General features: G+C 42.3%; 26 protein-coding genes. All 26 read left to right on the top strand.

All coding sequences use genetic code 11. From position 1 onward, the window contains the following. The first annotated feature begins 109 nt into the window (after positions 1-109). The 26 genes from ACIQZD_RS07825 to ACIQZD_RS07700 all read left to right on the top strand — a co-directional run bounded on the left by ACIQZD_RS07825 (position 110) and on the right by ACIQZD_RS07700 (position 26,344). On the top strand, positions 110-1,582 hold the full coding sequence (locus ACIQZD_RS07825) for a UDP-N-acetylmuramoyl-L-alanyl-D-glutamate--2,6-diaminopimelate ligase (RefSeq protein ID WP_402900443.1): 1,473 nt from the start codon (positions 110-112) through the stop codon (positions 1,580-1,582). Between the two features lie 88 nt (positions 1,583-1,670). Continuing rightward, positions 1,671-2,648, top strand: coding sequence for a phospho-N-acetylmuramoyl-pentapeptide-transferase (mraY, locus tag ACIQZD_RS07820; RefSeq protein WP_101224579.1), 978 nt, complete (start codon positions 1,671-1,673; stop codon positions 2,646-2,648). Continuing rightward, positions 2,649-4,001, top strand: a complete 1,353-nt coding sequence (murD, locus tag ACIQZD_RS07815; protein WP_402900439.1) for a UDP-N-acetylmuramoyl-L-alanine--D-glutamate ligase — start codon at positions 2,649-2,651, stop codon at positions 3,999-4,001. A gap of 159 nt (positions 4,002-4,160) precedes the next feature. Continuing rightward, positions 4,161-5,261 (top strand): stage V sporulation protein E, encoded by a 1,101-nt coding sequence (gene spoVE / locus ACIQZD_RS07810; protein ID WP_098371083.1) that lies wholly within the window; start codon positions 4,161-4,163, stop codon positions 5,259-5,261. 354 nt (positions 5,262-5,615) lie between these two features. Continuing rightward, positions 5,616-6,524: a UDP-N-acetylmuramate dehydrogenase gene (gene murB / locus ACIQZD_RS07805; protein ID WP_101224581.1), complete on the top strand. Its 909-nt coding sequence runs from the start codon at positions 5,616-5,618 to the stop codon at positions 6,522-6,524. A gap of 130 nt (positions 6,525-6,654) precedes the next feature. After that, positions 6,655-7,437 carry a cell division protein FtsQ/DivIB gene (locus ACIQZD_RS07800; RefSeq protein ID WP_402900435.1) on the top strand — a complete coding sequence of 261 codons (783 nt, stop codon included), beginning with the start codon at positions 6,655-6,657 and terminating at the stop codon, positions 7,435-7,437. Further along, positions 7,424-8,116, top strand: a complete 693-nt coding sequence (locus tag ACIQZD_RS07795; protein ID WP_402900432.1) for a DUF881 domain-containing protein — start codon at positions 7,424-7,426, stop codon at positions 8,114-8,116. The genes ACIQZD_RS07800 and ACIQZD_RS07795 overlap by 14 nt, the downstream gene beginning before the upstream one ends. 41 nt (positions 8,117-8,157) lie before the next feature. Further along, a complete protein-coding gene (locus tag ACIQZD_RS07790) occupies positions 8,158-8,868 on the top strand; it encodes a DUF881 domain-containing protein (protein ID WP_402900429.1) in 711 nt (236 codons plus the stop codon). Then, positions 8,868-9,233, top strand: coding sequence for a small basic family protein (locus ACIQZD_RS07785; protein WP_137018793.1), 366 nt, complete (start codon positions 8,868-8,870; stop codon positions 9,231-9,233). The genes ACIQZD_RS07790 and ACIQZD_RS07785 overlap by 1 nt, the downstream gene beginning before the upstream one ends. A gap of 267 nt (positions 9,234-9,500) precedes the next feature. Continuing rightward, positions 9,501-10,799: a cell division protein FtsA gene (gene ftsA / locus ACIQZD_RS07780; protein WP_137018792.1), complete on the top strand. Its 1,299-nt coding sequence runs from the start codon at positions 9,501-9,503 to the stop codon at positions 10,797-10,799. A gap of 44 nt (positions 10,800-10,843) precedes the next feature. Continuing rightward, positions 10,844-12,001 carry a cell division protein FtsZ gene (ftsZ, locus tag ACIQZD_RS07775; protein ID WP_098371076.1) on the top strand — a complete coding sequence of 386 codons (1,158 nt, stop codon included), beginning with the start codon at positions 10,844-10,846 and terminating at the stop codon, positions 11,999-12,001. A gap of 451 nt (positions 12,002-12,452) precedes the next feature. Then, positions 12,453-13,379: a sigma-E processing peptidase SpoIIGA gene (gene spoIIGA, locus ACIQZD_RS07770; RefSeq protein WP_402900424.1), complete on the top strand. Its 927-nt coding sequence runs from the start codon at positions 12,453-12,455 to the stop codon at positions 13,377-13,379. Between the two features lie 58 nt (positions 13,380-13,437). Continuing rightward, positions 13,438-14,157, top strand: a complete 720-nt coding sequence (gene sigE / locus ACIQZD_RS07765; RefSeq protein ID WP_034313874.1) for an RNA polymerase sporulation sigma factor SigE — start codon at positions 13,438-13,440, stop codon at positions 14,155-14,157. Between the two features lie 150 nt (positions 14,158-14,307). After that, on the top strand, positions 14,308-15,087 hold the full coding sequence (gene sigG, locus ACIQZD_RS07760) for an RNA polymerase sporulation sigma factor SigG (protein ID WP_034313871.1): 780 nt from the start codon (positions 14,308-14,310) through the stop codon (positions 15,085-15,087). Positions 15,088-15,307: 220 nt separating this feature from the next. Then, a complete protein-coding gene (locus tag ACIQZD_RS07755; protein ID WP_137018790.1) occupies positions 15,308-15,577 on the top strand; it encodes a YlmC/YmxH family sporulation protein in 270 nt (89 codons plus the stop codon). A gap of 54 nt (positions 15,578-15,631) precedes the next feature. Then, entirely contained in the window at positions 15,632-16,459 is an 828-nt protein-coding gene (gene pgeF / locus ACIQZD_RS07750) for a peptidoglycan editing factor PgeF (RefSeq protein ID WP_402900421.1), read from the top strand. Positions 16,460-16,461: 2 nt separating this feature from the next. Beyond that, positions 16,462-17,133: a YggS family pyridoxal phosphate-dependent enzyme gene (locus ACIQZD_RS07745; protein WP_402900418.1), complete on the top strand. Its 672-nt coding sequence runs from the start codon at positions 16,462-16,464 to the stop codon at positions 17,131-17,133. 21 nt (positions 17,134-17,154) lie between these two features. Beyond that, positions 17,155-17,619, top strand: coding sequence for a cell division protein SepF (locus ACIQZD_RS07740; protein ID WP_034313864.1), 465 nt, complete (start codon positions 17,155-17,157; stop codon positions 17,617-17,619). Positions 17,620-17,625: 6 nt separating this feature from the next. Beyond that, positions 17,626-17,892, top strand: coding sequence for a YggT family protein (locus ACIQZD_RS07735; protein ID WP_101224591.1), 267 nt, complete (start codon positions 17,626-17,628; stop codon positions 17,890-17,892). Between the two features lie 134 nt (positions 17,893-18,026). Then, a complete protein-coding gene (locus tag ACIQZD_RS07730) occupies positions 18,027-18,800 on the top strand; it encodes a YlmH family RNA-binding protein (protein ID WP_402900413.1) in 774 nt (257 codons plus the stop codon). Positions 18,801-18,885: 85 nt separating this feature from the next. Further along, a complete protein-coding gene (locus ACIQZD_RS07725) occupies positions 18,886-19,401 on the top strand; it encodes a DivIVA domain-containing protein (protein WP_034313857.1) in 516 nt (171 codons plus the stop codon). A 394-nt stretch (positions 19,402-19,795) separates the two neighbouring features. After that, positions 19,796-22,564, top strand: coding sequence for an isoleucine--tRNA ligase (gene ileS, locus ACIQZD_RS07720; protein WP_402902012.1), 2,769 nt, complete (start codon positions 19,796-19,798; stop codon positions 22,562-22,564). A 194-nt stretch (positions 22,565-22,758) separates the two neighbouring features. Next, positions 22,759-23,229, top strand: coding sequence for a signal peptidase II (gene lspA, locus ACIQZD_RS07715; protein WP_101224594.1), 471 nt, complete (start codon positions 22,759-22,761; stop codon positions 23,227-23,229). Beyond that, on the top strand, positions 23,222-24,139 hold the full coding sequence (locus ACIQZD_RS07710; protein WP_402900408.1) for an RluA family pseudouridine synthase: 918 nt from the start codon (positions 23,222-23,224) through the stop codon (positions 24,137-24,139). Before lspA ends, ACIQZD_RS07710 begins: the two co-directional genes overlap by 8 nt. Positions 24,140-24,335: 196 nt before the next feature. Next, positions 24,336-24,878 carry a bifunctional pyr operon transcriptional regulator/uracil phosphoribosyltransferase PyrR gene (pyrR, locus tag ACIQZD_RS07705; protein WP_230177693.1) on the top strand — a complete coding sequence of 181 codons (543 nt, stop codon included), beginning with the start codon at positions 24,336-24,338 and terminating at the stop codon, positions 24,876-24,878. A gap of 176 nt (positions 24,879-25,054) precedes the next feature. Next, the gene (locus ACIQZD_RS07700; protein ID WP_101224597.1) at positions 25,055-26,344 is read left to right on the top strand and encodes a solute carrier family 23 protein; all 1,290 of its coding nucleotides are present in this window, start codon (positions 25,055-25,057) and stop codon (positions 26,342-26,344) included. Positions 26,345-26,382 lie beyond the last annotated feature (38 nt).

The following is a 26,382-nucleotide window of genomic DNA, read 5'->3' as shown; positions in this document are numbered from 1 at the left end:
TTTGTTTACGGAGTCGGGATAACCCCGTATAATTGAAATTGGTTTTCTCGACAAGCCGAGGCTAATCACATATAATGAATCCTCAAATTAAGTTGAGAGGGATGGAAAAATGAAGCTTCACAAATTACTATCTTATTTACACTCCTTATTTCCGTATGAAGGAGAGAATCCTGAAATCACCTCCATTGAAAATGATAACCGTAAAGTCATAGACGGAAGTTTATTTGTTTGTATAGAAGGTTATACAGTCGATGGTCATGATTTTGCCCAACTTGCTGTAGAACATGGAGCTGCAGCAGTCATTGCCGAAAGGCCGCTTGACCTCGATGTTCCAGTGATCGTAGTCAGGGATTCGAGCAGGGCGATGGCGGTGCTTGCCGATGCATTTTATGGCCATCCGACTCAAAAGATGCGCTTGATCGGAATTACAGGTACGAATGGAAAGACGACGACCAGTCACTTATTGGAAAAGATTTTCGAGGATCGACAAGAAAAAACAGGCTTGATTGGCACGATGTATACAAAAATTGCCGATACGGTATATGAAACCAAGAATACGACGCCAGATAGCGTTACGCTGCAGAAGGCTTTTCATGAAATGGCCGAAGCATCTGTTACCACGGCCATTATGGAAGTTTCATCTCATGCACTTGAGCTTGGACGCGTCCATGGCTGTGATTATGATATTGCCGTCTTTACGAATCTTACACAGGATCATTTGGACTTTCATAAAACCATGGACAGATACAGGCAAGCAAAATCCTTGTTTTTCTCACAGCTCGGCAACGCTTACATAGAAAATCGTCCTAAATATGCTGTGCTTAATGCTGATGATGAGGCAACAGCCGATTTCATTAAAGCGACTGCTGCGACAGTGGTTACATACGGCATAGACAAAGAAGCGGATATCAGGGCCACGGATATAAAAATTGATGCAAATGGCACATCTTTCACCTTGACAGCAGGTAAAGAAGAGCGTTACATTCAGCTGAAGCTGATTGGTAAATTCAGTGTTTATAATGTACTCTCTGCCATCTCTGCCGCTCTGTGCGCCGGTAACGATCTGGATGAGACAATTAAATCCATCGAGGAAATAAAAGGTGTTGCAGGCCGTTTTGAGCTCATTACAGCGAATCAGGACTTCCCGGTCATTGTTGATTATGCCCATACTCCGGACAGCTTAGAAAATGTTCTCAAGACTGTTGGTGAGTTTGCTAGAAAGAAAATCTTTGTGATAGTGGGCTGCGGCGGGGACCGAGACAAGACAAAGCGTCCCATCATGGCTGAAATTGCTTGCAGCTTGGCGACTGATCCGATCTTCACTTCGGATAATCCGCGCAGTGAAGATGCTGCCCAGATCCTCCGGGATATGGAAGCTGGTGTAGCAGGCCAAGAATATACGGTTATCGAAGACCGCAGGCAGGCGATAGCTTACGCTGTTTCCAAGGCGGAAGAGGGCGACGTTATTTTAATAGCTGGAAAAGGTCATGAAACCTATCAATTGGTCGGTGACGAAGTGCTTCACTTCGATGACCGTGAAGAAGCGGAAAAGGCGATTCAAAGTCGTTTGGGTTCAGTTTGAACCGACGCTAAATTGCCCTGGAGCAAATAAGAAAAGACATCAAGCAGAATTTTATATTTGAATTGTGTTAGGAATGAGGGAGTAAGGAATGTTGGAACAAGTGATTTTTTATACGATTTTGGTGGCGTTTTTAGTAACCGTTCTTCTTTCGCCGATTTTCATCCCGTTTTTAAGAAGATTGAAATTCGGGCAAAGTATCAGGGAAGAAGGCCCACAATCGCATCTGAAGAAAACGGGAACACCCACCATGGGCGGTTTGGTCATATTATTATCTGTTACCATCGCTACACTGATCATGACTTTGAAATTCTCGGCACCTTCAACCGAAACGTATTTATTACTATTCGTTACTTTAGGTTTTGGTTTATTAGGTTTCCTGGATGATTTCATTAAAGTGGTCATGAAGCGAAACCTGGGACTGACTTCCAAGCAAAAATTGCTTGGACAAATTGTGATTTCGGTCATCTTTTACTTCGTCTTTAAGCAGACAGACCGTTTTAATCCTGAATTGACGATTCCAGGCACTGACTTTGCTTTTGATTTTGGCTGGTTTTATCTGTTTATCGTTATTTTCTGGCTTGTAGGTTTTTCGAATGCCGTCAATTTGACGGATGGGCTTGATGGACTTGTCTCAGGAACATCAGCCATTGCCTTTGGTGCTTTTGCCATTTTGGCCTGGAGCCAGTCGCAATATGATGTCGCCATTTTTTCGGTGGCGGTTGTCGGTGCAGTACTTGGATTTTTGGTATTCAATGCACATCCAGCAAAGGTTTTCATGGGGGATACGGGTTCCTTGGCCCTTGGAGGAGCGATCGCAACCATCGCTTTGTTAACGAAGCTAGAAATCCTCCTGGTAATCATCGGCGGAGTCTTTGTCATAGAGACGCTCTCGGTCATCCTGCAGGTAGGATCTTTTAAAACGACTGGTAAACGTATTTTTAAAATGAGTCCGCTTCACCACCATTATGAGCTTTCCGGCTGGTCGGAATGGCGCGTCGTCGTGACTTTCTGGACAGTGGGGCTGCTGTGTGCGGTACTCGGAATCTATTTAGAGGTGTGGATATAATTGAGAGAGACTGCAAAGTATTCAGAGAAAAAGATATTAGTATTGGGTTTGGCAAAAAGCGGAGTGATGGCAGCTTCGCTTCTACATAAATTAGGTGCATTCGTGACAGTTAATGACATGAAGCCATTATCGGAAAATCCTGAGGCTCAAGGACTTCTTGAACAGGGAATCAAAGTCATCTGCGGCAGTCATCCGATCGAGCTCCTTGATGAAGGTTTCGAGCTGATCGTGAAAAACCCGGGAATCCCCTATAGGAACCCTATTATAAAAGGGGCATTGGAAAAAGGGATTCCAGTTATAACGGAAGTTGAACTGGCCTATCAGATAAGTGAGGCACCTTTCATAGGAATCACTGGTACAAATGGGAAAACGACCACGACAACATTGATATACGAAATGTTGAAGACCGGTGAAAAATCCCCGCTGATTGCCGGTAATATCGGGACAGTGGCTTCTGGTGTTGCCCAAAAAGCAAAATCCGATGACTCGATCGTCATTGAATTGTCGTCGTTTCAGTTAATGGGAATAGACGAATTTCGTCCTGAAATCTCAATCGTGACAAATTTGTATGATGCACATTTGGATTATCACAGTTCCAAACAGGAATATGTCGAAGCAAAAGCTGCCATTACGAAAAATCAAATAGCCTCAGATTTCATGATTTATAATGCAGATCAAGATCTTGTTTTATCCATGGCGAAAAAGACCAAGGCTGAACTTGTTCCTTTTTCAGCTGAAGTGAAACATGAAAATGGAGCCTATGTGGAAAATGGTGCCGCCTGTTTCCGTGGGGAAAAAATCATTGAAGTTTCAGAGATAGCCCTTCCTGGTAAGCATAATCTGGAAAATGTGCTAGCGGCCATCTCCGCGGCAAAACTGAAGGGTGTAGCTAACGAAGCCATTCAGACTGTACTGAAAACATTTTATGGTGTGGAGCACCGTCTGCAGTTTGTCGCAACGATCGATAACCGTAAATTTTATAATGATTCGAAAGCGACGAACATTCTTGCAGCATCCAAAGCATTAACATCCTTTACGGAACCTGTCATCTTATTGGCAGGCGGTTTGGATCGCGGAAATGAATTCGATGAGTTGAAACCGGCGATGAAAAATGTCAAAGCCGTGATAACTTTTGGTGAAACGGCAGAAAAAATTGAACGGGTAGCCAAAGAAATAGGAATAGCGAATATAAAACGTGTCGATAATGTAGAAAAGGCCGTGCCGGCTGCATTTGAATTATCAAATGAAGGCGACTGCATTCTTCTCTCCCCGGCTTGTGCAAGCTGGGATCAATATAAAACTTTTGAGCAAAGAGGAGACATGTTTATGGAGGCCGTGCATAAACTTAAGTAAGAGCTTTCGCAGAGAGAAGTGAACCTGCTTCTACGTAGACACCTTGGAAAAAAGCGATAATGAGCCGTTATCGCTTTTTTTTTGACTAAAGTGCTGACAAGCAATCAGCATCGATGTTTATATTCGCAGGCTCGAAAAACTTCCTAGAGGTGGATGTCCGTGCCATTAAAAAAATCGAATCCTGATCTCATTCTCATTATCGTCACCTTAAGTCTTTTGACTGTTGGTTTAATCATGGTTTACAGCGCGAGTGCCATATGGGCAACATATAAATTTGATGATTCGTTTTATTTTGCTAAAAGACAGTTGCTGTTTGCCTGCGTTGGTGTCATAGCCATGTTTTTCATCATGAATGTGGATTACTGGACGTGGCGGACATGGGCCAAGATCCTTATCATCATTTGTTTCATTATGTTACTGGCTGTGCTTGTACCGGGTATAGGTATGGCGAGAAATGGTTCGAGGAGCTGGATTGGTGTAGGTGCCTTTTCGGTCCAACCCTCTGAGTTCATGAAGCTGGCAATGATCGCTTTTTTAGCTAAGTTCTTATCAGAACGGCAAAAGCTGATCACCTCCTTTAAAAAAGGGATGCTTCCATCCTTGGGCTTAGTGTTTTTGGCATTTGGATTGATCATGTTACAGCCGGACCTTGGAACGGGAACGGTAATGGTTGGAACGTGCATCGTCATGATTTTTATTTCCGGGGCAAAGATCAGTCATTTTGTCGGCTTGGGGCTAATCGGGGTGGCAGGTTTTATCGGTCTGATTTTGTCAGCGCCCTACCGGATAAAAAGGATCACGTCTTTTCTGGATCCTTGGGAAGACCCTTTAGGCAGCGGATTTCAAATGATTCAATCGTTTTATGCAATCGGGCCCGGTGGATTGTTCGGCCTGGGACTCGGGCAAAGCCGCCAAAAGTTTTTCTATTTACCAGAACCGCAGACTGATTTCATTTTTGCCATCCTTTCAGAGGAACTTGGCTTCATCGGGGGCTCTCTCGTCATTTTATTATTTGCGCTCATGCTTTGGCGGGGAATTCGGATCGCACTTGGTGCCCCTGATTTATATGGGAGCCTTGTAGCGGTGGGAATCATTGCGATGGTCGCCATTCAAGTGATGATCAATATAGGGGTGGTAACCGGACTGATGCCAGTTACGGGGATCACCTTGCCCCTCTTAAGTTATGGCGGTTCATCACTGACACTCATGTTGATGGCGATTGGGGTGCTCCTGAATATTAGCCGTTATTCAAGGTTCTGAAATAAGTAAAATATATGGTTTGGCAAAAGGGAAGTCCTGTTGACGCAGGGCTTCCCTTTTTTTACGTTGAAAATCCTTGCCGGAAAACGATTTTGGAGGGAGCTGTGCCGAAATTTAGAAATAAATGAAATGCCGCTTAAATATTACCATGTATGAATGTTGGGGAATCCACAATAAATATTGGCAATACGTCTTTGTTTAGACTATAGTATAAGAGGGTTAGGCCGTACTGGGGCTTGCTTCTGTTCATTTTTCTGCTAAAAGGCGTTATTAATCTTGTAATATAAGGGACCTCATGGAAGAGGAAATGAAAATTTATAACCTGGAATTTTTGGAACAACAAGGAGGTTTATCATGGATAATGTGATAAAGCAATTAACTGAAATGAAAATCGGTAAAGTTCTTGAACAGGAACCGCTTGCAAATCATACAACTATGAAAATTGGGGGGCCGGCTGATTTATTCATCGTGCCGTCATCCATTGAAAATATAGAAAAAACGATGCAGGTCATTAAAGAACATGGGATGCCATGGAGGGTGATCGGCAGGGGCTCGAACCTACTTGTCAGTGATGGCGGAATTGAAGGTGCCGTTCTTAAATTGGGTAAAGGACTTGATCATCTCGAGATAAATGGGACGGAGATAAAAGCAGGAGCTGGGGTATCACTTGTCAGCCTGTCCGTGCAAATCAGTAAAAAAGGGTATGCAGGATTGGAATTTGCCAGTGGGATTCCTGGTTCCGTCGGCGGAGCTGTCTATATGAACGCTGGTGCACACGGCTCCGATATGAGTGAAATTCTCAAGGAGGCACATGTTCTTTTCGAAGATGGAACTTTAGCTTGGCTTTCGAAGGAAGAAATGGAGTTTTCTTATCGAACTTCTCTGCTACAGAAGAAAAGACCGGGTATCGTACTGGAAGCAATTTTTCAATTGACAGAGGGCGATAAAACCGAAATCGTAGAAAGAATGCAGAATAACAAGAATTACCGTAAAGATACCCAGCCGTATAATCTTCCATGTGCCGGGAGCATATTTAGGAATCCACTTCCACATCATGCTGGTAAATTGGTCGAGAATGCAGGCCTGAAGGGACATTCTATTGGCGGAGCCCAGATTTCACCGATGCACGGGAACTTTATCGTTAACACAGGTAATGGAAGTGCAGCGGATGTTCAAGCCTTGATACAGCATGTGAAGGATACTGTGTATGATAAATTTGAAATTGAAATGGAAACAGAAGTGGAGATTATCGGCAGAAAATAATGGATTCATTATATCCAAATATTGTGATATAATGTGTTACCTTTTAAAGTTTGTAAATAACCAAATATTGAGTTTGTCTTGATTTCACACTTTCAAGAACCATCCATTTTTTCAGGAAGAGGTGAAGGGGATGGAAAAGGGGAAAATCGTTTCCATTGAGGACCGCATCCCGAAATTAAAACAATTAAGAAAAAGCAAAGCAAACAGGCGGCTTGTTCTTTTGCTTTCCCTTTTCTTCATTCTGGTTGCTTGTGTGCTATATTTCTTATCCCCGCTGAGCTATGTGAAATCCGTGCAGGTAGAGGGGAATCGTTATATTACTTCCAAACAGATCATTAAATTGAGTAAGGTGAAGAAGGATCGAAGCATCTGGAAGGTTGATACAGGGGCAGCAGCAGCCAATATCAAAAAAAATCAAGAAATAAAAAGCGTTAAGGTGACTCCGGTATTTCCCAATTCCATTAAAATTACGGTTTCTGAACATAACAGGATGGCATATCTGTCCAATAATGGGAAGTTTGCCCCCATTTTGGAAAACGGGTCCGTTTTAGAGGAGCTAGCAACAGGCGAAATTCCAGTATTTGCCCCTGTTTTAATTGGTTTCAAAGAGGGTAAAGCATTAAAGTTGCTTTTAGAAGAGCTGGACAAGCTTCCTGTCGAGATTCAGAATGCCATTTCAGAAATTCATTACGCTCCAACCAAAACCGATGACTACCATATCGTCATGTTTATGAATGATGGGTTTGAAGTAAGTGCGACAAGCCGTACTTTATACGAGAAAATGATTCACTACCCATCGATAGTCAGCCAGTTGGATCCAGAGGTAAAGGGAGTCATCGATCTGGAAGTGGGTTCTTATTTTAAAGCATATGAAGACGCTGAACAAAAGGAAGACACCAATGAGGAAAATTAATGGCAAACGGGTTGTTTTATCCCTGGTTTGCGTGGTTCTCGGATTCATGATTGCCTTCTCTTACAATCTGACCAAAGATGGCGAAGGTGCAGGGAAGGACAAAGCCTGGGACCAGGAATATGAGCTCAGGCAGCAGCTGATCGAACAAGAGAAACAGAACCGGGAACTTCAGAAGGAACTCCTTCAGAAGCAGGAAAATGTGTCCCAAATAGAAAAGGACCTAGCGCAGGAAAAACAGCTTTTTTTCAATTTGGCAAAGGATACGGAAAAATACCGGATGTTTCTCGGAAAAGTGAAGGTGAAAGGCTCAGGCCTTCAGGTGACGCTTGAAGATGGTACAGATATGGAGTCGGAAGCCAATGTTAATAACTACCTCGTTCATGAACAGCATGTCTTCAAGGTCGTCAATGAACTATACATATCAGGTGCAGAGGCTGTTGCGATTAACGGTCAAAGGTTAAATCATGATTCATACATAATCTGTAATGGGCCTGTGATTACAATCGATGGCCATCAGCATCCTGCTCCCTTCATCATTTCTGCGATTGGGGACCCGGATGTCCTGGCTGCTTCACTAGACCTGCCCGGTGGCATTAAGGAACAGCTGGTTAATGAGAATATTATCTTTACAGTGGAAAAGCAAAAGAATATCATTTTTGATCCAATTATTGGAGGGTGATCAGACCGCCGGATTCGATGAAAGATTGGTGAGAAACTGGAATGAATAAAAAGCTTTCTTTTAGTTTGGTTACGTTGATTGCTGGCTTCATGCTCGCTATTCAATTCAATTTGGTGAATCAGCCTGTCATATCCGATACAAGGGATATGTGGGAGCTGAAAAATGATTTATTGAAAGAACAGCAGACCCAGGCGGAGTTAATAGAGGGTATCAGTAAGCTTGAGGGAAAAATAGCATCCTATGAAACAAAGAAAAATGAGAGTAAGGAAGAAGTATTGCGTGACACCCTGACCGAATTAAAGACTGACGCAGGTTTGACCGAAATAAAAGGTAATGGGGTCATCGTTTCCATACAGCCTATCAAAGCGGATATCCTTCTTGGTGAGAAGGTCGAGTATATTTCACCTGTATTGATCATTCGGCTCATTAATGAAATGTATAGGTATGGCGCTGACGAAATTTCCATTTCAGGACAAAGGTATATATCAACATCGGTTATTCGTGATATTAATGGGCAGCCGAAAATGGACGGATATCCTCTTGTTCATTACCCGGTCGAACTGCAGGCAATAACCGTTAATCCAAAGAAACTGAAGCAGCGCATAGAAGGTTCCGAACTTATGGATGATTTCTTTATAGATAATTTTGAAGTGCAGATTAAGGTGCCTTCCGGTGAGTTGACATTGCCGGCCTACCAAAATGCTATTGATGTAAAACACATGGAACCCATTATGGATGGGGGGGAATCGTAATGTGGCTTCCGGTTTTCGGACTATTGATTGGAATCACTCTTGGTTTTTTGGTGGATTTTGATATTCCCCACGAATATTCAAATTATCTCTCCATTGCCGTGCTTGCTGCTTTTGATACCTTATTTGGGGGCATACGGGCTCATCTGCAAAATCTTTATGATGAAGTAGTATTTGTAACAGGATTCTTCTTTAATATTGTTTTAGCCGCAGGTTTGGCTTTTCTAGGTGTACATCTTGGTGTAGACTTATATTTAGCCGCAATCTTTGTGTTCGGCGTAAGGCTGTTTCAAAATATTGCCCTGATTAGAAGGATCCTAATTGAAAAATGGTCCATTTCCCGGAAAAAGCAGAAAAAAAATCGATAATTTTAAAGGGAATTAAGTCATAAATGACGAATAGTTTATGGCAGTATCTAGTTTATTAAGATTATCTGTCTCGTTAAAGAAGCGAACAATAAGCATCATAAAGAGAGAAATCTACGAGTTTTGTTCGGGAAATAGAAATTGAACCGCTTAATATGATAAAATTCGCGAGTTGTTGTAATCAGTTCTGTTATTCTATAATGTATAAGTCTTCGATATAAAAATGTTATTCTACTAATACATGTATAAAACTGAAGGAGGTGCCATGGAATGAACAGCAACGAAATATACGTAAGTCTTGACATCGGTACATCCAGTGTAAAAGTTATCATTGGGGAAATGGTCAATGACACATTAAATATAATCGGCGTAGGAAATGTTAAATCAGAGGGGCTCAAAAAGGGTTCGATCGTCGGTATAGATGAAACCGTCCAATCCATTCAAAAGGCTATAGAGCAAGCAGAACGGATGATAGGGATGGAGATAAAAAAGGTAATCGTCGGCATAAGCGGAAATCATGTGACGCTTCAGCCTTGTCATGGGGTAGTAGCGGTATCCAGTGACAATAAAGAGATTACCGAGCATGACGTTTTCCGTGTCAGGGAAGCCGCGGAGTTAATAACGATACCATCCGACAGGGAAATCATCGACGTGGTGCCGATCCATTACAAAGTTGATGAACTTGATGAAATCAGTGATCCAAGGGGCATGATAGGTGTCCGGTTGGAAATGAGAGGGATATTAATCACAGGTCTTCGGACAATTTTACATAATACGCTGCGCTGTGTGGAAAGGGCAGGGTTAGAAATAACCGATATCGCCCTTCAGCCCTTAGCTGCAGGTTCCCTTGTATTATCCAAGGATGAAAAAGAACTTGGTGTGGCACTTGTCGATATTGGCGGAGGTTCCACGACTCTGGCAATTTTCGAACAAGGCTATTTACAATATACGTCTGTGATACCTATAGGCGGGGAAACACTTACGAAGGATCTTTCCATCGTTCTAAGGACAACGATGGAAGAAGCTGAGAAAATAAAAGTGAAGCATGGACATGCCTTTTATGATGATGCGTCTGAAGATGAGGTATTCCAAATACCGATCATCGGCAGCGATCAGCAGCAAACCTGCAACCAGTTAATGCTTTCGGATATCATTGAAGCGCGGGTGACCGAAATATTCGAGTTGATTCAAGATGATTTGAGGAGACTTGGCTTCCAGGATATACCGGGTGGTTTCGTGTTGACCGGGGGCGTCGTCAAGATGCCGGGAGTCCTGGAGCTTGCTCAATATGTGTTCCAAAACCGCGTAAGGACAGCTGAACCGAATTACATCGGTGTCAGGGAACCTCAATACACGACAGCTGTTGGTTTGATTAAACACGCATGCAAGAAAGAGAGAATGCAAAAAAACACCGCTAATAAAACTCCTGTAGCAGCTGGACAAGCACAAGAAGATAACGACCAGCGCAGCCAGAAGGTTTCTCAGAAAAACAAAGAGAACACGGCTAAAAAACAAGGTGAAAAAGGTGAATCTAAATTCAAAAAAATCCTAGGTTACTTTTTTGAATAACAATCATTAAGAATCGGGAATTTCGTCAAAATAGGAGGATTGTCATGTTGGAGTTTGATTCTAATCTAGAACAATTAGCAACGATAAAAGTAATAGGTGTTGGCGGCGGCGGAAACAATGCGGTAAACAGAATGATCGAGCATGGTGTACAGGGTGTTGAGTTTATTTCTGTCAATACTGATGCACAGGCTCTTAATCTATCAAAAGCAGAAATCAAAATGCAAATCGGTGGAAAGCTTACACGCGGCTTGGGTGCAGGTGCCAATCCCGAGGTAGGAAAAAAGGCTGCAGAAGAAAGCAAAGAGCAGATTGAAGAAGCGCTTAAAGGTGCCGATATGGTATTCGTGACGGCTGGAATGGGCGGCGGTACGGGAACGGGGGCTGCTCCTGTCATAGCTGGCATTGCTAAAGATCTAGGAGCACTTACAGTGGGTGTAGTTACTCGTCCATTTACCTTCGAAGGCCGAAAACGTGCAACACAGGCACAAGGCGGCATTTCATCCATGAAGGAATCGGTTGACACACTGATCGTCATTCCGAACGACCGCCTCCTTGAAATCGTCGATAAAAGCACGCCAATGCTTGAAGCATTCCGTGAGGCCGATAATGTACTTCGTCAAGGTGTACAAGGGATTTCAGATCTAATTGCTGTACCAGGTCTAATTAACTTGGACTTTGCCGATGTGAAGACCATCATGTCGAACAAAGGTTCCGCACTTATGGGAATCGGGATTTCCTCAGGGGAAAACCGTGCGGCGGAAGCGGCGAAAAAAGCCATTTCCAGTCCGTTGCTTGAAACATCGATTGATGGTGCCCAAGGTGTACTGATGAATATTACCGGTGGTACGAACCTAAGTCTATTTGAAGTCCAGGAAGCGGCCGATATCGTGGCTACTGCATCCGATCAAGACGTAAACATGATCTTTGGTTCAGTTATCAATGAAAACTTAAAAGATGAAATCGTCGTTACGGTAATTGCAACAGGCTTTAACGAGGTTGAAGCTTCAATACGGCCTACTGGGCGTCCAACACTCGGACAACAGCAGCAATCAAGACCTCAGACACAACAAACGCCTCAGCCAAACGTGAAGCGGGAAGTGAAGAGGGAAGAAGTCAATGAACAGCCTGCACGTAATGCCAATCAAGGTGATGAGGCCTTGGATATTCCAACATTCCTCCGTAACCGTAATAGACGCCGTTAATATCGACGTCATATGCCGTCCCCATTTGGGGACGGTTTTTTGTCGTTAATAAATGAGTTCCTTAAAAGCAGTAGTGTCCAATCATAATGGGGCATTCTTCAGCTTTATCACTCTGACCGAAGTAAAGAACGCAATCTGCATAATAGTATCCTTGATCTTGCCTGCATGTCCCTCAGCGGTATCTGACGGATCGCCTTGGCAGAAGGGATCCAAAAAGATGAGCGAGCAATAAATTATTAAACTTTTATAACATAAATCGACAGAAGTAAAAGGGAGCAGGATAGTCTCTATGACAGTAATGAAAATATCAATAGCTGTTTTTCTACAAAAAGGGTAAAAATGACTGAAAAACTCTTAAGTTTTCAGTACAAAAAGTGACACACTTTCTAAGGGCAGGTACGCTATACTTTTTGCTAGTGGAAGGTTAGTTCATAAAAGGAGGGGAGGGTGTTTGACTTTATATTTAGATGTGATCTGGTTGTTGAATTGGTTATTTGACTGCCTCCTTTTATATTGGACCGCAATCATTCTCAAACGAAGGGTAGCTCTTTGGCGGGTATGCATCGGCGGGCTGATTGGTTCCTTCATTATCGTATTGGCTTTCACTCCTTTTTATGCAATTGCCGACCGAGTGTACATGAAGATTTTAGTATCCCTGGTCATGGTGCTGGCAACCTTTGGGTTTAATAGGTTAAAACTTTTCATGAAATCGGTGGCCACTTTATATTTCGTGACGTTTTTATCGGGAGGAATCCTTCTGGGACTACATTACCTATTTGAATTCCAAATCGTGTCCAAGGACCCTGGTCAATATGCAGGAATCAACCGTTTTGGGGACCCTGTCAGCTGGATATTCGTAATGATCGGGTTCCCGCTCGCATGGCAATTTTCCAAGCGAACACTTGAAGGAATGGAGATGACAAAACTTACACATGAACAAATGGTTTCGGTTTCGGTTAAAATTTCTGACTTCGAAGGAAAATTTCATGGATTGGTGGATAGCGGCAATCAACTATATGACCCGATTACACGTTCCCCAGTAATGATCATCTCTCTTTCTGGCGGGGAAGCAGGAATTCCGGACGATATGTTGGAGCTTTTTAAAAACCCTGATAACCTGATTAGTCAGGAAGAGCAGCCCGAATATTCATGGACAGGAAGAATGCGTGTCATCCCTTATAAAGTCGTGGGTCATGAACATCAGCTGTTAACCGCAATCAAACCGGATTACATCAAAATCTTTCAAGGAGAAAAAGAATTTCACGTCAAGCAGGGTCTCGTCTCGTTTACCTTTCAGCAACTCTCTCCCGACAATAGCTATCAATCTATCGTTCACCCGAAAATGTTAACCGGGATACCGGTGCAAAATGCCTCCTGAACCATCGATACACTCTTAAATTTGACCCATAATCCGTTTATTAGAAGGGAGAATTATTTTGAAGAAATTCATTCTTCGGCTCACTTATTTTTGGTACAAACTATTGTTCAAGCTCGGATTGAAAACGGACGAAATATTTTATATAGGAGGGAGTGAGGCACTGCCGCCTCCCCTTTCAAAGGAAGAAGAAGCTATACTGATCAATAAATTACCCAATGGCGATGAAGCTGCACGCTCGATCTTGATTGAACGTAATTTAAGGCTGGTGGTTTATATTGCCAGGAAATTCGAAAATACCGGCATCAATATTGAAGATTTAATCAGCATTGGTACCATAGGTTTAATCAAAGCTGTGAATACATTCAATCCTGAGAAGAAAATAAAACTGGCTACATATGCTTCGAGATGCATCGAGAATGAAATATTAATGTATTTACGCAGAAATAACAAAATCCGTTCTGAAGTTTCTTTTGATGAACCTCTGAATATTGATTGGGATGGAAATGAACTTCTGTTATCCGATGTACTTGGAACGGACGATGACATTATCACGAAAGATCTTGAGGCAAACGTTGACCGTAAGCTGCTGACAAAAGCACTTACACAGTTATCCGAACGTGAAAAACAGATAATGGAACTCCGTTTTGGACTTGCAGGCGGAGAAGAAAAAACCCAAAAGGACGTTGCCGACATGCTGGGGATTTCCCAATCTTATATTTCGCGTTTGGAAAAAAGGATTATTAAGAGGCTTCGAAAAGAATTTAATAAAATGGTGTAAAAAAATAATGTGCTTAAATGTCAATCAAATCAATACTTTGGTAGCTATATTGAAAAATAATGGGGGATTTCTGTTCTAGTCATGTGCATATTTTTTCCTCCCGCGGAGATACTGTTTTTTGTACAGCGCTCCTGTGAGGAGGGAATAATTTTGTCTCGTAATAAGGTTGAAATCTGCGGTGTGGATACATCAAAATTACCGGTTTTAAAGAATGAAGAAATGAGAAAACTCTTTAAAGAATTGCAAGATGGCGATATTTCAGCAAGAGAGAAACTGGTAAACGGGAATCTTCGACTCGTTCTAAGCGTCATTCAACGCTTCAACAATCGGGGAGAGTATGTAGATGATCTATTTCAGGTAGGCTGTATAGGGTTGATGAAGTCGATAGATAACTTTGACCTAGGTCAAAATGTTAAGTTTTCAACGTATGCTGTACCGATGATTATTGGAGAAATCAGAAGATATCTTCGTGACAATAATCCAATTCGGGTATCCCGTTCTTTAAGAGACATCGCTTACAAAGCTTTGCAGGTAAAAGAGAAGCTCATAAGCCAGACCCTTCGTGAGCCGACAGCTGAAGAAATCGCCAAGGTGTTGGAAGTACCTCATGAAGAAATTGTTTTTGCACTAGATGCTATACAAGATCCAGTTTCACTTTTTGAACCGATTTATAATGATGGCGGGGATCCGATTTATGTACTCGACCAACTGAGTGATGAAAAAAATAAAGATAGTACCTGGATTGATGAAATAGCTATAAATGAAGGCATGAGACGGTTGAATGACCGGGAAAAAATGATCCTTCGCAAACGGTTTTTCCAAGGGAAGACGCAAATGGAGGTAGCCGAGGAAATCGGCATTTCACAAGCACAGGTCTCCCGATTGGAAAAAGCGGCAATCAAGCAAATGAATAAAAATATCCAACAGTAGAAGCTGAGCATGAGAAGTAGTTAGCTGAAGCGGGTAGGGCAAAAATGTCGATACCCGCTTAACAGCTACTTATCCATAGCGGCTTTTTTATTTTGTAGAAAAGCCCTTCCGTGAATCGAATGGACGTTTATTTATCGTATTCTTCATCCTTGAGCGCATCATGTCATATACATAGGAATAGGACCTTCATCTATGATGAAATTTTGAGGAGCTGAGTGATGTGACCAGGATTTCCGAATTTCAAATTAAGGATATCGTCAATATAGCGGATGGTAAGAAATTAGGTAATATGTCAGATCTTGAAATCAATACGGCCACGGGGAAAATAGAGGCCATCGTCGTTTCGAATGGAACCAGATTAATGGGTTTTTTTGGAAAAGAACAGGATATTGTGATTCCGTGGCGCAAAATAAAAAAAATCGGTGCAGATGTCATACTTGTTGAACATCAGACGGTATTTCAAGCAGAACTGAAAGATGAACGGTTTTAAGGTGCATGGCGCAAATATATGATACACTAGACTAAAAATAAAGAGGTTTATAGCATGAAAGAGCCATTTGTTTTAATAAAAGACCAATATATGCTCATTGACAGCTGGAGACAAAAAAATCTCCAGCTCGTAGCGGGCTTCACCACAAAAAATGGGGGAGTCAGTACAGGTGATTTTCAAACATTGAATACCGGTTTTCATGTCGGTGATAAACTTGAAGATGTCCAGGGAAACCGCAGGGTTATAGCCGATAAGCTGATGTTTCCGCTTAATGAATGGATAGGCGCCGAGCAGACACATGAAACGAAAATCCGTCAAGTTACCAGCCGTGATGTCGGGAGAGGTGCTACGGATTATGATTCGGCCTTTAAAGCGACTGACGGATTCTATACGAAGGACAAAAACGCTCTATTGACCCTTTGCTATGCAGACTGCGTGCCCTTATACTTTCTTGCTCCGGCACATGGTATGATTGGGGTGGCACATGCTGGCTGGAAGGGTACCGTTAATGGAATTGCACGAAAAATGGTTGAGGCTTGGCTGAGTGAGGGTATAAAAGCAAGTGAGATATTTGCTGTTATTGGACCGTCGATTTGTTCGAAGTGCTATGTAGTTGATGATTATGTCATGGATTTAGTGCAGAATTTGCTGGTAGATATTGACGAAAAGCCCTATAATTTAATCAGTGAAGGACAATATCAGTTGGACCTTAAGCGACTTAATGCATTGATTCTTCAAAAAACAGGAATTCCACAAAGTCAGATCGACGTTACATCATACTGTACAAGCTGTGATCATGAATTGTTTTTTTCACATCGCCGTGATAACGGGAAGACAGGCAGATTGATGAGCTTTATCGGTTGGAAGGAGGATATAGAGTAACAGTGAAAGTAATGGACAATTTAAAAAACATCGAAGAAAAAATAAATAGAGCATGTGAAAATAGTGGAAGGGACCGTGAAGCGATAAAGTTGATCGCAGTAACGAAATATGTTTCGGTCGAGAGAGCAAATGAAGCATTGGAAGCGGGAATACTCGATTTGGGTGAAAACCGTGACGAAGGGCTTTTGACTAAATATGAAGTGCTCAAGGACAAGCCCACCTGGCATTATATTGGTTCCATGCAAACACGCAAAGTAAAGAATGTCATCGATAAAATTTCGTATATCCATTCATTGGATCGCATTACTTTGGCAGAAGAAATACAAAAACGCGCAAAAGAGCCGATAAACTGTTTAGTGCAGGTGAATGTTTCTGGTGAGGAATCAAAACATGGTCTGGATCCTGACGCGACAATGGATTTCATAAAAGGGTTATCCGACTTTGATAAGGTGAATGTTGCAGGATTGATGACGATGGCTCCATTGACCGATGATGAACAGATTTTGCGGGAATGCTTCCGGAAACTGAAGGGCATCCAGGTTGAAATACAAAATTTAGAGTTGAAGCATGCCCCCTGCACTGAATTGTCCATGGGAATGTCCAATGATTTCATGATTGCCATTGAAGAAGGCGCTACCATGATCAGGATTGGTACAGCACTTGTAGGCGAATAATTTTAAGGAGGTACGCTATAGATGTCGTTCGTATCAAAATTTAAATCTTATTTCGCGCTGGATGATGAGTATGAGTACAGGGATGAAGTGGTGGAAGAAGAGGAGGCTGAACCAAAAGTCGTGAAGTCAGCTAAACAGCAGCAGTCAGCTTCTGCAGGGAATAATACAAATCAGAATATCGTAAGTTTGCAAAGCGTACAGAAATCTTCTAAAGTAGTATTATTGGAGCCTCGTGCTTATGCAGAAGCCCAGGAGGTAGCTGACCATTTAAAAAACAGGCGCGCTGTAGTCGTGAACCTTCAACGAATCCAGCATGACCAAGGAAAGCGAATCATCGATTTTCTAAGTGGGACTGTCTATGCAATCAGCGGGGATATCCAAAAAATCGGAACAGATATATTCTTATGTACCCCGGACAACGTCGATGTTTCCGGTAATATTACCGGCTTCGCCGCCGAAGAGGAGTACGAAGAAGCGAGGTGGTAATGGTTAATGGGTTTAGTGCTTCAGGGTTTATATTATTTAATTGAAATTTATTCAATGGCATTAATCGTTTACATATTGATGTCATGGTTCCCCAATGCAAGGGAGACATCGATTGGTCAATTTCTGGAAAAGATTTGCGAACCGTATTTAGAACCGTTCAGAAAGTTCATTCCGACGCTTGGCATGATCGATCTTTCACCTCTTGTGGCCTTGCTGGTTCTTAATTTTGCCAGCGGTTATGGAATCTATTACTTACAGACTTTGATAGGATGATCAACAAATAACCTGACATGCATCTTACTACACAGTCGGAAGATTCTCCGCTGTGTAGTAGCAACGCAGAATGAGTTTAATTCATTCCTTATGATCGACCATTAATTTGATAACTAAGGAGCATTTATTCAATCATGAGTATTTATCAGCATTTCAGGCCGGAGGAAAAAGATTTTATTGACCAGGCTATGAATTGGATTGATCAGGTTAAAAATTCCTACGCTCCGAAACTATCTGATTTTCTTGATCCGCGTCAGCAGGAAATCCTTACTTCCTTAATAGGGAATGATTCGGATGTGAAACTGCAATTCAATGGCGGAAGCGATTTCGTAGAGCGAAAACGTGTGCTCATCTACCCTGATTATTACTCTCCTGAACCATCGGATTTCAATATCTCCTTATACGATATCTCCTATCCAAAAAAATTTGTAACGCTTGAACATAGGCAAATACTTGGAACCTTGATGTCACTGGGGGTAAAACGTGAAAAATTTGGTGATATAATAGTGACGGAGGAGCATATTCAATTTATAGCTGCCGAAGAGATGGATTCATATCTCACTGGAAATATGGAGAAAATAGGTAATGCCTCCGTTTCCATCAAACGGCTTCCAATCGAGAATATCGTCCAAGTTAAGGAAAAATGGGAAGAGCAAGTAACCACCGTCAGTTCCCTTAGGCTTGACAGTGTGCTATCGTCCGTCCTGAATATGTCCCGTCAAAAGACGCAGGCCTTGATAACGTCAGGAAAAGTAAAGGTGAATTTCAAGCAAACGGAAAACGTCTCGGAAGAATGCCGTGAAGGTGATACACTATCCATCAGAGGTTTTGGCAGATGTAAAATAGCTTCAATCGATGGGAAAACCAAGAAGGATAAGTGGAGAATCTCGTTAGGCAGACAAAAATAATTCAATAAAAAGCAGGATATATAAATTTATTGTCGAATATAGAGTTTTAACATACTAGAGTAGAAACCGTTCTGGAGGTGCCGTAATGCCCTTAACCCCGATAGATATACATAACAAGGAATTTAACAAAGTATTTCGAGGGTATGATGAAGATGAAGTGAATGAATTTCTCGACCAGGTCATTAAAGATTATGAACTGATTTTGAGGGAGAAGAAAGAACTTGAAGATAAACTGAACGAGACTTTTGATCGTTTGGGACATTTTACGACAATTGAGGGTACACTTAACAAGTCGATTATTGTCGCTCAGGAAGCAGCCGAAGAATTAAGGCGCAATGCACAAAAAGAAGCGAAACTGATCATAAAGGAAGCAGAGAAAAATGCTGACAGGATCGTCAATGAGTCACTTGTGAAAGCAAGGAAAATAGCGATGGATATTGAGGATTTGAAAAAGCAATCCAAAGTATTCCGGACGCGTTTCAAAATGCTTGTCGGTGCACAGCTGGATTTGCTGGACAATGACGATTGGGATCATCTTCTGGATTATGAAGTGGATGCGACTGAAATAGAATTAAATGAGAGAGTGGAAGAGGAAATTTAAACGATTCCTTGACTTTGAACACTTTTTTCGCATATAATTTTTTAACAATACTATTCATTATGAAATTAGACGATGACAGGGAAAGTAAATTCTTCACACACTTATTTTTAGCGAACCGGGGATGGTGAAAGCCCGGAATAAGCGAAGATATTGAAGATCACCCTTGAGTTCTGAGTTGAACCTGCCTAGGCAGTAAGTAAATGAAGCGTTTCATTCACGTTACGAATGCTCGAGAGGTTGGATTCACTATGTGGATCTTTCTAGCCAGGGTGGTACCGCGGGAAGCAAAGCTTTCTCGTCCCTTTTTTAGGGATGAGAGGGCTTTTTATTTTGGCCGGATATCAAGTCATCGGTTCGAATGAATTTTTTTAAAAGACGGATGGAGGATTTTATGATGGAATACAAAGATACCTTATTGATGCCTAAAACTGAATTTCCAATGCGGGGGAATTTACCGAAACGTGAACCGGAAATCCAAGAAAAATGGAAAGAAATGAACATCTATAAAAAAGTGCAAGAACAAACGGAAGGACGTCCATTATTCATTTTGCATGATGGACCTCCATATGCCAACGGCGATATCCATATGGGCCATGCAATGAATAAGGTTTTAAAGGATTTCATTGTCCGATTTAAATCGATGAGCGGTTTTCAAGCACCGTATGTACCTGGCTGGGATACGCATGGGCTTCCAATCGAAACGGCATTGACGAAAAAAGGCGTGAAACGGAAAGAAATGAGCGTTGCCGAATTCAGAAAGCTTTGTGAAGAGTATGCTTATGGTCAGATTGACAATCAACGTGAGCAGTTTAAGAGAATAGGGGTCCGTGGTGATTGGGAAAATCCTTATATCACATTAAAGCCTGAATATGAAGCACAGCAAATCAAGGTATTCGGTGAAATGGCGAAAAAAGGCTACATTTATAAAGGGAAAAAACCTGTTTACTGGTCTCCATCAAGTGAATCAGCGCTAGCCGAAGCTGAAATTGAATATCAAGACAAACGCTCTGCGTCGATCTATGTTGCTTTTGAAGTCACAGATGGAAAAGGCGTAATCGATGAAGGCGTCAAAATCATTATCTGGACGACAACTCCATGGACGATTCCTGCCAATCTTGGTATCTCATTGCATCCGCAATTAAATTACGTAGTAGTGGCTGTCGAAAATGAAAAATTCTTACTTGCTGAGGCACTGCTTGAATCGGTAACGGAAACATTAGGCTGGGAAAACCCGTCTATCGAAAAAACGGTAAAAGGTAGCGAGTTGGACCGTGCTGTTGCCAAACATCCTCTTTATGACCGCGAATCTTTAGTGATGTTAGGTGAGCACGTAACGACTGAAGCTGGAACGGGATGTGTTCATACGGCGCCTGGCCATGGTGAAGATGACTTTATCATTGGGCAAAAATATGGCTTGGACGTACTTTGTCCTGTAGATGAAAAAGGAGTCATGACGGAAGAGGCAGGGGAGTTTGCCGGATTATTTTATGATCAAGCAAATAAACCAATTACCGAAAAATTAACTGAAGCAGGCGCGTTATTGAACTTGACGTTCATTACGCACTCTTACCCACATGACTGGCGGACGAAGAAGCCGACGATCTTCCGTGCAACAGCACAATGGTTCGCGTCAATCAAAGACTTCCGCAGTGAGCTTCTGGAAGCGATTGAAGAAACCAAATGGGTACCGGCTTGGGGCGAAACGCGCCTATTCAATATGGTCCGTGACCGCGGGGATTGGTGTATTTCCCGCCAACGCGCTTGGGGCGTGCCAATTCCAGTGTTTTATGCAGAAAATGGCGAGCCGATCATTACGGATGAAACCATCGACCATATTTCAAACCTTTTCCGCGAACACGGTTCAAACATCTGGTTTGAGCGTGAAGCAAAAGATCTTCTGCCTGAAGGCTATACACATGAAGGCAGCCCGAATGGTATCTTCACGAAAGAAACGGATATCATGGACGTATGGTTCGATTCCGGTTCTTCCCATCAAGCGGTACTTGAAGAAAGAGATGACTTGCAGCGCCCTGCTGATCTTTATTTAGAAGGTTCCGATCAATATCGCGGCTGGTTTAACTCATCACTTTCAACAAGTGTTGCCGTTACAGGCAAAGCGCCATATAAAGGTGTACTTAGCCACGGGTTCGCATTGGATGGCGAAGGCCGTAAAATGAGTAAGTCGATTGGGAACGTTGTACTGCCATCCAAGGTCATGAACCAACTTGGAGCAGATATCTTACGCCTTTGGGTAGCTTCGGTGGATTACCAATCGGATGTCAGGGTTTCCGATCCTATTTTAAAACAAGTTTCGGAAGTTTACCGTAAAATCCGTAATACATTCCGCTTCCTGTTAGGGAACTTGGATGGATTCAATCCAAAAACCGATAAAGTGGCAGTTCAAGAATTGCCTGAAGTCGATCGATACATGCTGGTTAAATTGAATAAACTGATCAAACAGTCGAAGCTAAGTTATGAAAATTATGAGTTTGCAACAATTTATAATATGGTCAATAATTTCTGTACACAGGATTTAAGTTCGTTCTACCTCGATTATGCAAAAGACATTCTTTATTGTGAAGCACCAAATGGTAAAGAGCGTTTGGCCATTCAAACGGTCCTTTACGAATCATTGGTCAGCTTAACGAAATTGGTGTCACCGATCCTTTCTCATACAGCTGATGAAGTATGGGCGTTCATTCCGGGGGTAACGGAAGAAAGTGTACAGTTGACATTGATGCCTGAAGAAATTTCAATTGAAGATGCTGAAGTCATTGAAGAAAAATGGACGGCGTTCATGGATGTCCGTGATAATGTTCTGAAAGCATTAGAAGAAGCCCGTAACCAGAAGGTCATCGGAAAATCATTGAATGCTAAAGTGATGGTCTATGTTAATGAAGAAACGAAGAATCTGCTTGATGGCATCAAGGAAAGCTTTGAACAGCTATTCATCGTATCCGAATTCGAAATCGCTGGCGATGTGGCAAGTGCCCCAGCAGAAGCGGTTAAACTTGAGGATATAGCGATCCTTGTTACAAAAGCAGAAGGTGAAACGTGTGAACGTTGCTGGAATGTTTCGAAGGAAGTAGGTCAAGTGGAAGAGCATCCAACACTTTGCCCGCGTTGTGCTACAGTCGTGAAAGAGCATTACGTGAATCAATAATTCAAAAAAGGAAAGCCGGTCCCTTTATGAAGGGCCGGCTTTTTTGTGTAAAACCTCCATAGGGAATTGCCTTTATCCAATCTCCCCTATATTCTTCAGGTACCGACAGCAGATTCTGTTTTTCGGATTAGTCATTATTTCTAGTTTATGCTACAATTCAAAAGTGAAGATTTGATTAGTTTGGGGGAAAAAATGTGTTTTATTATTTGATTGCCCTTTTGGTCATAGCTCTCGATCAGCTGACAAAATGGATGATTGTGAAAAAAATGGAGTACGGAGAAAGCATTGAAATTATTGAAAACCTTCTATATATCACCTCGCATCGTAATCGTGGGGCAGCATGGGGAATTCTACAAGGTCAAATGTGGTTTTTCTACATCATCACCATCGCTGTCATTATTGGACTTGTCTATTATATTCAGAAAATGGCGAAGGAAAGCGTTTTGCTTGGAGCTGCACTTGCTCTCATGCTAGGCGGTGCGATTGGTAATTTCATCGATCGTGTTGTTCGTCAGGAAGTGGTGGATTTCGTTCATACCTATATTTTCAGCTACAGTTTCCCGGTATTTAATGTTGCTGATGCTGCGCTTTCAATTGGTGTCGGACTGCTCGTGATTCATATGTTTTTAGAAGAAAAAAACGCTAAGGAGAAAGATAATGGATAAAAGGTTATACAGCATCGATGAAACACTAAAAGGAGTCAGGATTGATAAGGCTCTTTCCACTTTGAATGAGGAATGGTCACGTACTCAGGTCCAGCAATGGATTAAGGATGATCATGTTTTGGTAAATGGCACGGCGATAAAGACGAATTACAAAGCTGTTCCTGGCGATACAATCGAAGTGACGATTCCGGATCTTGAGGAATTGGATGCGGTAGCAGAGGAAATGGATTTGGATATCTATTATGAAGATGCAGATGTACTTGTGGTTAATAAACCGAGCGGTATGGTTGTCCATCCGGCACCTGGACATGTATCCGGCACGCTTGTAAATGGATTGATGGCACACTGCAAGGACCTTTCTGGAATCAATGGTGTCATGCGGCCTGGAATCGTCCATCGAATCGATAAAGATACATCAGGTCTATTGATGGTTGCCAAAAATGATATGGCACATGAAAAACTGGTACAGCAGCTTGTTGACAAAACGGTTACCCGTAAGTATCAAGCTGTAGTTCATGGTGTGATCCCTCATGACTTCGGAACGATCGATGCACCGATCGGCCGCGATAAAAAAGATCGCCAAAGCATGACTGTCACAGATTCGAATTCCAAAAATGCTGTCACGCATTTCCGGGTCATCGAACGCTTCAAGGATTTCACTTTAGTGGAATGCCAGCTTGAAACAGGAAGGACACATCAAATTCGTGTTCACATGAAATACATTGGCTTCCCGCTAGCGGGTGATCCGAAATATGGTCCGAAAAAGACCCTGAAATTAGATGGACAAGCATTGCACGCCGGTCTTTTGGGTTTCATTCATCCTCGTACAAATGAGTATATGGAATTCGAAGCTCCGATTCCGGAAGAGTTTGAAAATCTAATTAATCAATTGCGTAGAAGTAAGGATTGACAAATTCGTTTTTCTGATATATTATAATAACAACTTAATAAGAACCTTTAACACAGTTCAGAGAGACTGAGAAGGAAACGGATACGCAAAATGGGATAATTATGCCCATGGCGATAAAATCCTCATGCCTTCTTGGCATGAGGATTTTTTGTTGAAATTGACCTATCAGAAAAATGGAATCGGGGTGGCCGACGTGTTGAATGAGAAAGCCATAGTACTTGATGAGAAGGCCATTAGCAGAGCCTTGACGAGAATTGCCCATGAAATAATTGAGAAAAATAAGGGTATTGAGGATTGCGTCTTAATCGGGATACGTACACGCGGGATTTTCCTCGCTGACCGACTTGCAAAGCGCATCAATCAAATAGAAGGCAAGGAAATAGAACTGGGTGAACTGGATATTACACTTTATCGCGATGACCTTTCGAAAAAGACCAATGATGGGGAACCCATCGTAAAAGGTTCAGACATTCCGGTCAATATCACTGACAAGAAAGTGATTTTAGTGGATGATGTCCTTTTCACAGGCAGAACCGTTAGAGCGGCAATGGATGCTCTGGTGGATTTGGGAAGACCTTCGCAGATCCAGCTTGCCGTATTAGTGGATAGGGGACATAGGGAATTGCCGATTCGCGCGGATTTCGTCGGCAAAAACGTTCCGACTTCCCAATCTGAAAAAATTACAGTAACGTTAACAGAAGTAGATGAAATAGATCAAGTTACTATATTAGAAAACTAAACAACATGAAAATTTCATATTACCCTTTTAAAGACAGTCCAGAGAGGCTGGCAAAGGGGAGTCAATCGGGAGAGCTATGCCTTTGCATAGGCATTCGCCTTCTGAGAAACCCTCTTTGTATAATGCAAAGAGGGTTTTTGCAGTTTTGATGGAATTTTCATGAGGGGGATACGGAAATGGAAGAAACAAAGAGGGACATCGTACTGGATGTCGAGGACGTTCCAAAGGCTGGCCAGTGGATAACGTTAAGCATCCAGCATTTGTTCGCCATGTTCGGTGCAACGGTGCTGGTGCCATTCTTGGTAGGGTTAAGCCCGGCGGTAGCACTGGTTTCAAGCGGATTGGGCACACTTTCATACTTATTGATAACCAAAGGTCAGATACCAGCTTATCTCGGGTCATCTTTCGCTTTCATTACGCCAATCATCGCGGCAAAGGCATTAGGTGGTCCGGAGGCGGCCATGATCGGCTGTTTTGCAGCAGGGTTCATATATGGGATAGTAGCATTGATTATCCAAAAAGTCGGACTGCGTTGGTTAATGAATATACTTCCTCCGGTTGTGGTGGGCCCGGTCATTATCGTAATCGGATTAAGCCTTGCCGGAACGGCCGTGGACATGGCAATGTATGATCCGCAAGATAAATACAGCGTCACATATATAGTTATAGCGCTGATCACTTTAGCGGTAACCATCATCTGTAACGTGTTCTTTAAAGGATTCATTAACTTGATCCCGATTTTAATGGGAATCATTGTGGGCTACGCCTGTTCGGCTGTTGCAGGAATAATAGATTATGAACCGATCAAGTCAGCACAATGGTGGGAAATGCCTGACTTCATGTTGCCATATGTAACCTATACACCGACCTTCTCATGGGAGGTCATTGCCATCATGGTACCCGTCGCCATCGTAACTTTATCAGAACATATTGGCCACCAAATGGTACTGAGCAAAGTAGTCGGCAGAAACTTTTTGGAAAAGCCAGGTTTGCATCGCTCGATTTTAGGAGATGGAGCAGGAATCATGATTGGTTCCTTCATCGGTGGGCCGCCGCTTACATCATATGGAGAAAATATTGGGGTCCTGACGATGACAAAGGCGTACAGTGTGTATATCATCGGCGGTGCAGCATTGACTGCAATCATCTTTGGCTTTAACGGTAAGATTTCAGCAGTCATCAGCTCGATACCGAGCGCGGTGATGGGCGGCATTTCCATCTTGCTCTTCGGTATCATCGCATCAAGCGGATTAAGGATGCTGATTGATAACAAGGTCGATTTTGACAAGAAAAGAAACCTGATGATAGCTTCAGTCATCCTAGTGTTAGGAATCGGAGGAGCGTTCGTACAACTATCGGAAACGGTATCGCTTTCCGGAATGGCACTTTCAGCCATCGTCGGAATCCTTCTTAACTTGATTCTTCCGGACCGTGAAAAAATATCCGGAGATATATTTGAAAAATAAGATACTGCATCAAAACAATAAATCACCTTTTAAAAGAA

The sequence above is a fragment of the Peribacillus sp. NPDC096447 genome (assembly GCF_044762725.1).
Taxonomy (GTDB): domain Bacteria; phylum Bacillota; class Bacilli; order Bacillales; family DSM-1321; genus Peribacillus.
This window is presented reverse-complemented; position numbering and strand designations above follow the sequence as displayed.

Bases quoted from the DNA above. Each gene is read 5' to 3' on its own strand.
- ACIQZD_RS07700 (WP_101224597.1), top strand. From the start codon at position 25,055: ATGGAAGAAACAAAGAGGGACATCGTACTGGATGTCGAGGACGTTCCA.
- ACIQZD_RS07740 (WP_034313864.1), top strand. From the start codon at position 17,155: ATGTCGTTCGTATCAAAATTTAAATCTTATTTCGCGCTGGATGATGAG.
- ileS (WP_402902012.1), top strand. From the start codon at position 19,796: ATGGAATACAAAGATACCTTATTGATGCCTAAAACTGAATTTCCAATG.
- mraY (WP_101224579.1), top strand. From the start codon at position 1,671: ATGTTGGAACAAGTGATTTTTTATACGATTTTGGTGGCGTTTTTAGTA.
- ACIQZD_RS07825 (WP_402900443.1), top strand. From the start codon at position 110: ATGAAGCTTCACAAATTACTATCTTATTTACACTCCTTATTTCCGTAT.
- ACIQZD_RS07795 (WP_402900432.1), top strand. From the start codon at position 7,424: ATGAGGAAAATTAATGGCAAACGGGTTGTTTTATCCCTGGTTTGCGTG.
- ACIQZD_RS07800 (WP_402900435.1), top strand. From the start codon at position 6,655: ATGGAAAAGGGGAAAATCGTTTCCATTGAGGACCGCATCCCGAAATTA.
- ACIQZD_RS07735 (WP_101224591.1), top strand. From the start codon at position 17,626: ATGGGTTTAGTGCTTCAGGGTTTATATTATTTAATTGAAATTTATTCA.
- ACIQZD_RS07710 (WP_402900408.1), top strand. From the start codon at position 23,222: ATGGATAAAAGGTTATACAGCATCGATGAAACACTAAAAGGAGTCAGG.
- ACIQZD_RS07790 (WP_402900429.1), top strand. From the start codon at position 8,158: ATGAATAAAAAGCTTTCTTTTAGTTTGGTTACGTTGATTGCTGGCTTC.
- murB (WP_101224581.1), top strand. From the start codon at position 5,616: ATGGATAATGTGATAAAGCAATTAACTGAAATGAAAATCGGTAAAGTT.
- ACIQZD_RS07785 (WP_137018793.1), top strand. From the start codon at position 8,868: ATGTGGCTTCCGGTTTTCGGACTATTGATTGGAATCACTCTTGGTTTT.
- pgeF (WP_402900421.1), top strand. From the start codon at position 15,632: ATGAAAGAGCCATTTGTTTTAATAAAAGACCAATATATGCTCATTGAC.
- ftsA (WP_137018792.1), top strand. From the start codon at position 9,501: ATGAACAGCAACGAAATATACGTAAGTCTTGACATCGGTACATCCAGT.
- ACIQZD_RS07725 (WP_034313857.1), top strand. From the start codon at position 18,886: ATGCCCTTAACCCCGATAGATATACATAACAAGGAATTTAACAAAGTA.
- ACIQZD_RS07730 (WP_402900413.1), top strand. From the start codon at position 18,027: ATGAGTATTTATCAGCATTTCAGGCCGGAGGAAAAAGATTTTATTGAC.
- ftsZ (WP_098371076.1), top strand. From the start codon at position 10,844: ATGTTGGAGTTTGATTCTAATCTAGAACAATTAGCAACGATAAAAGTA.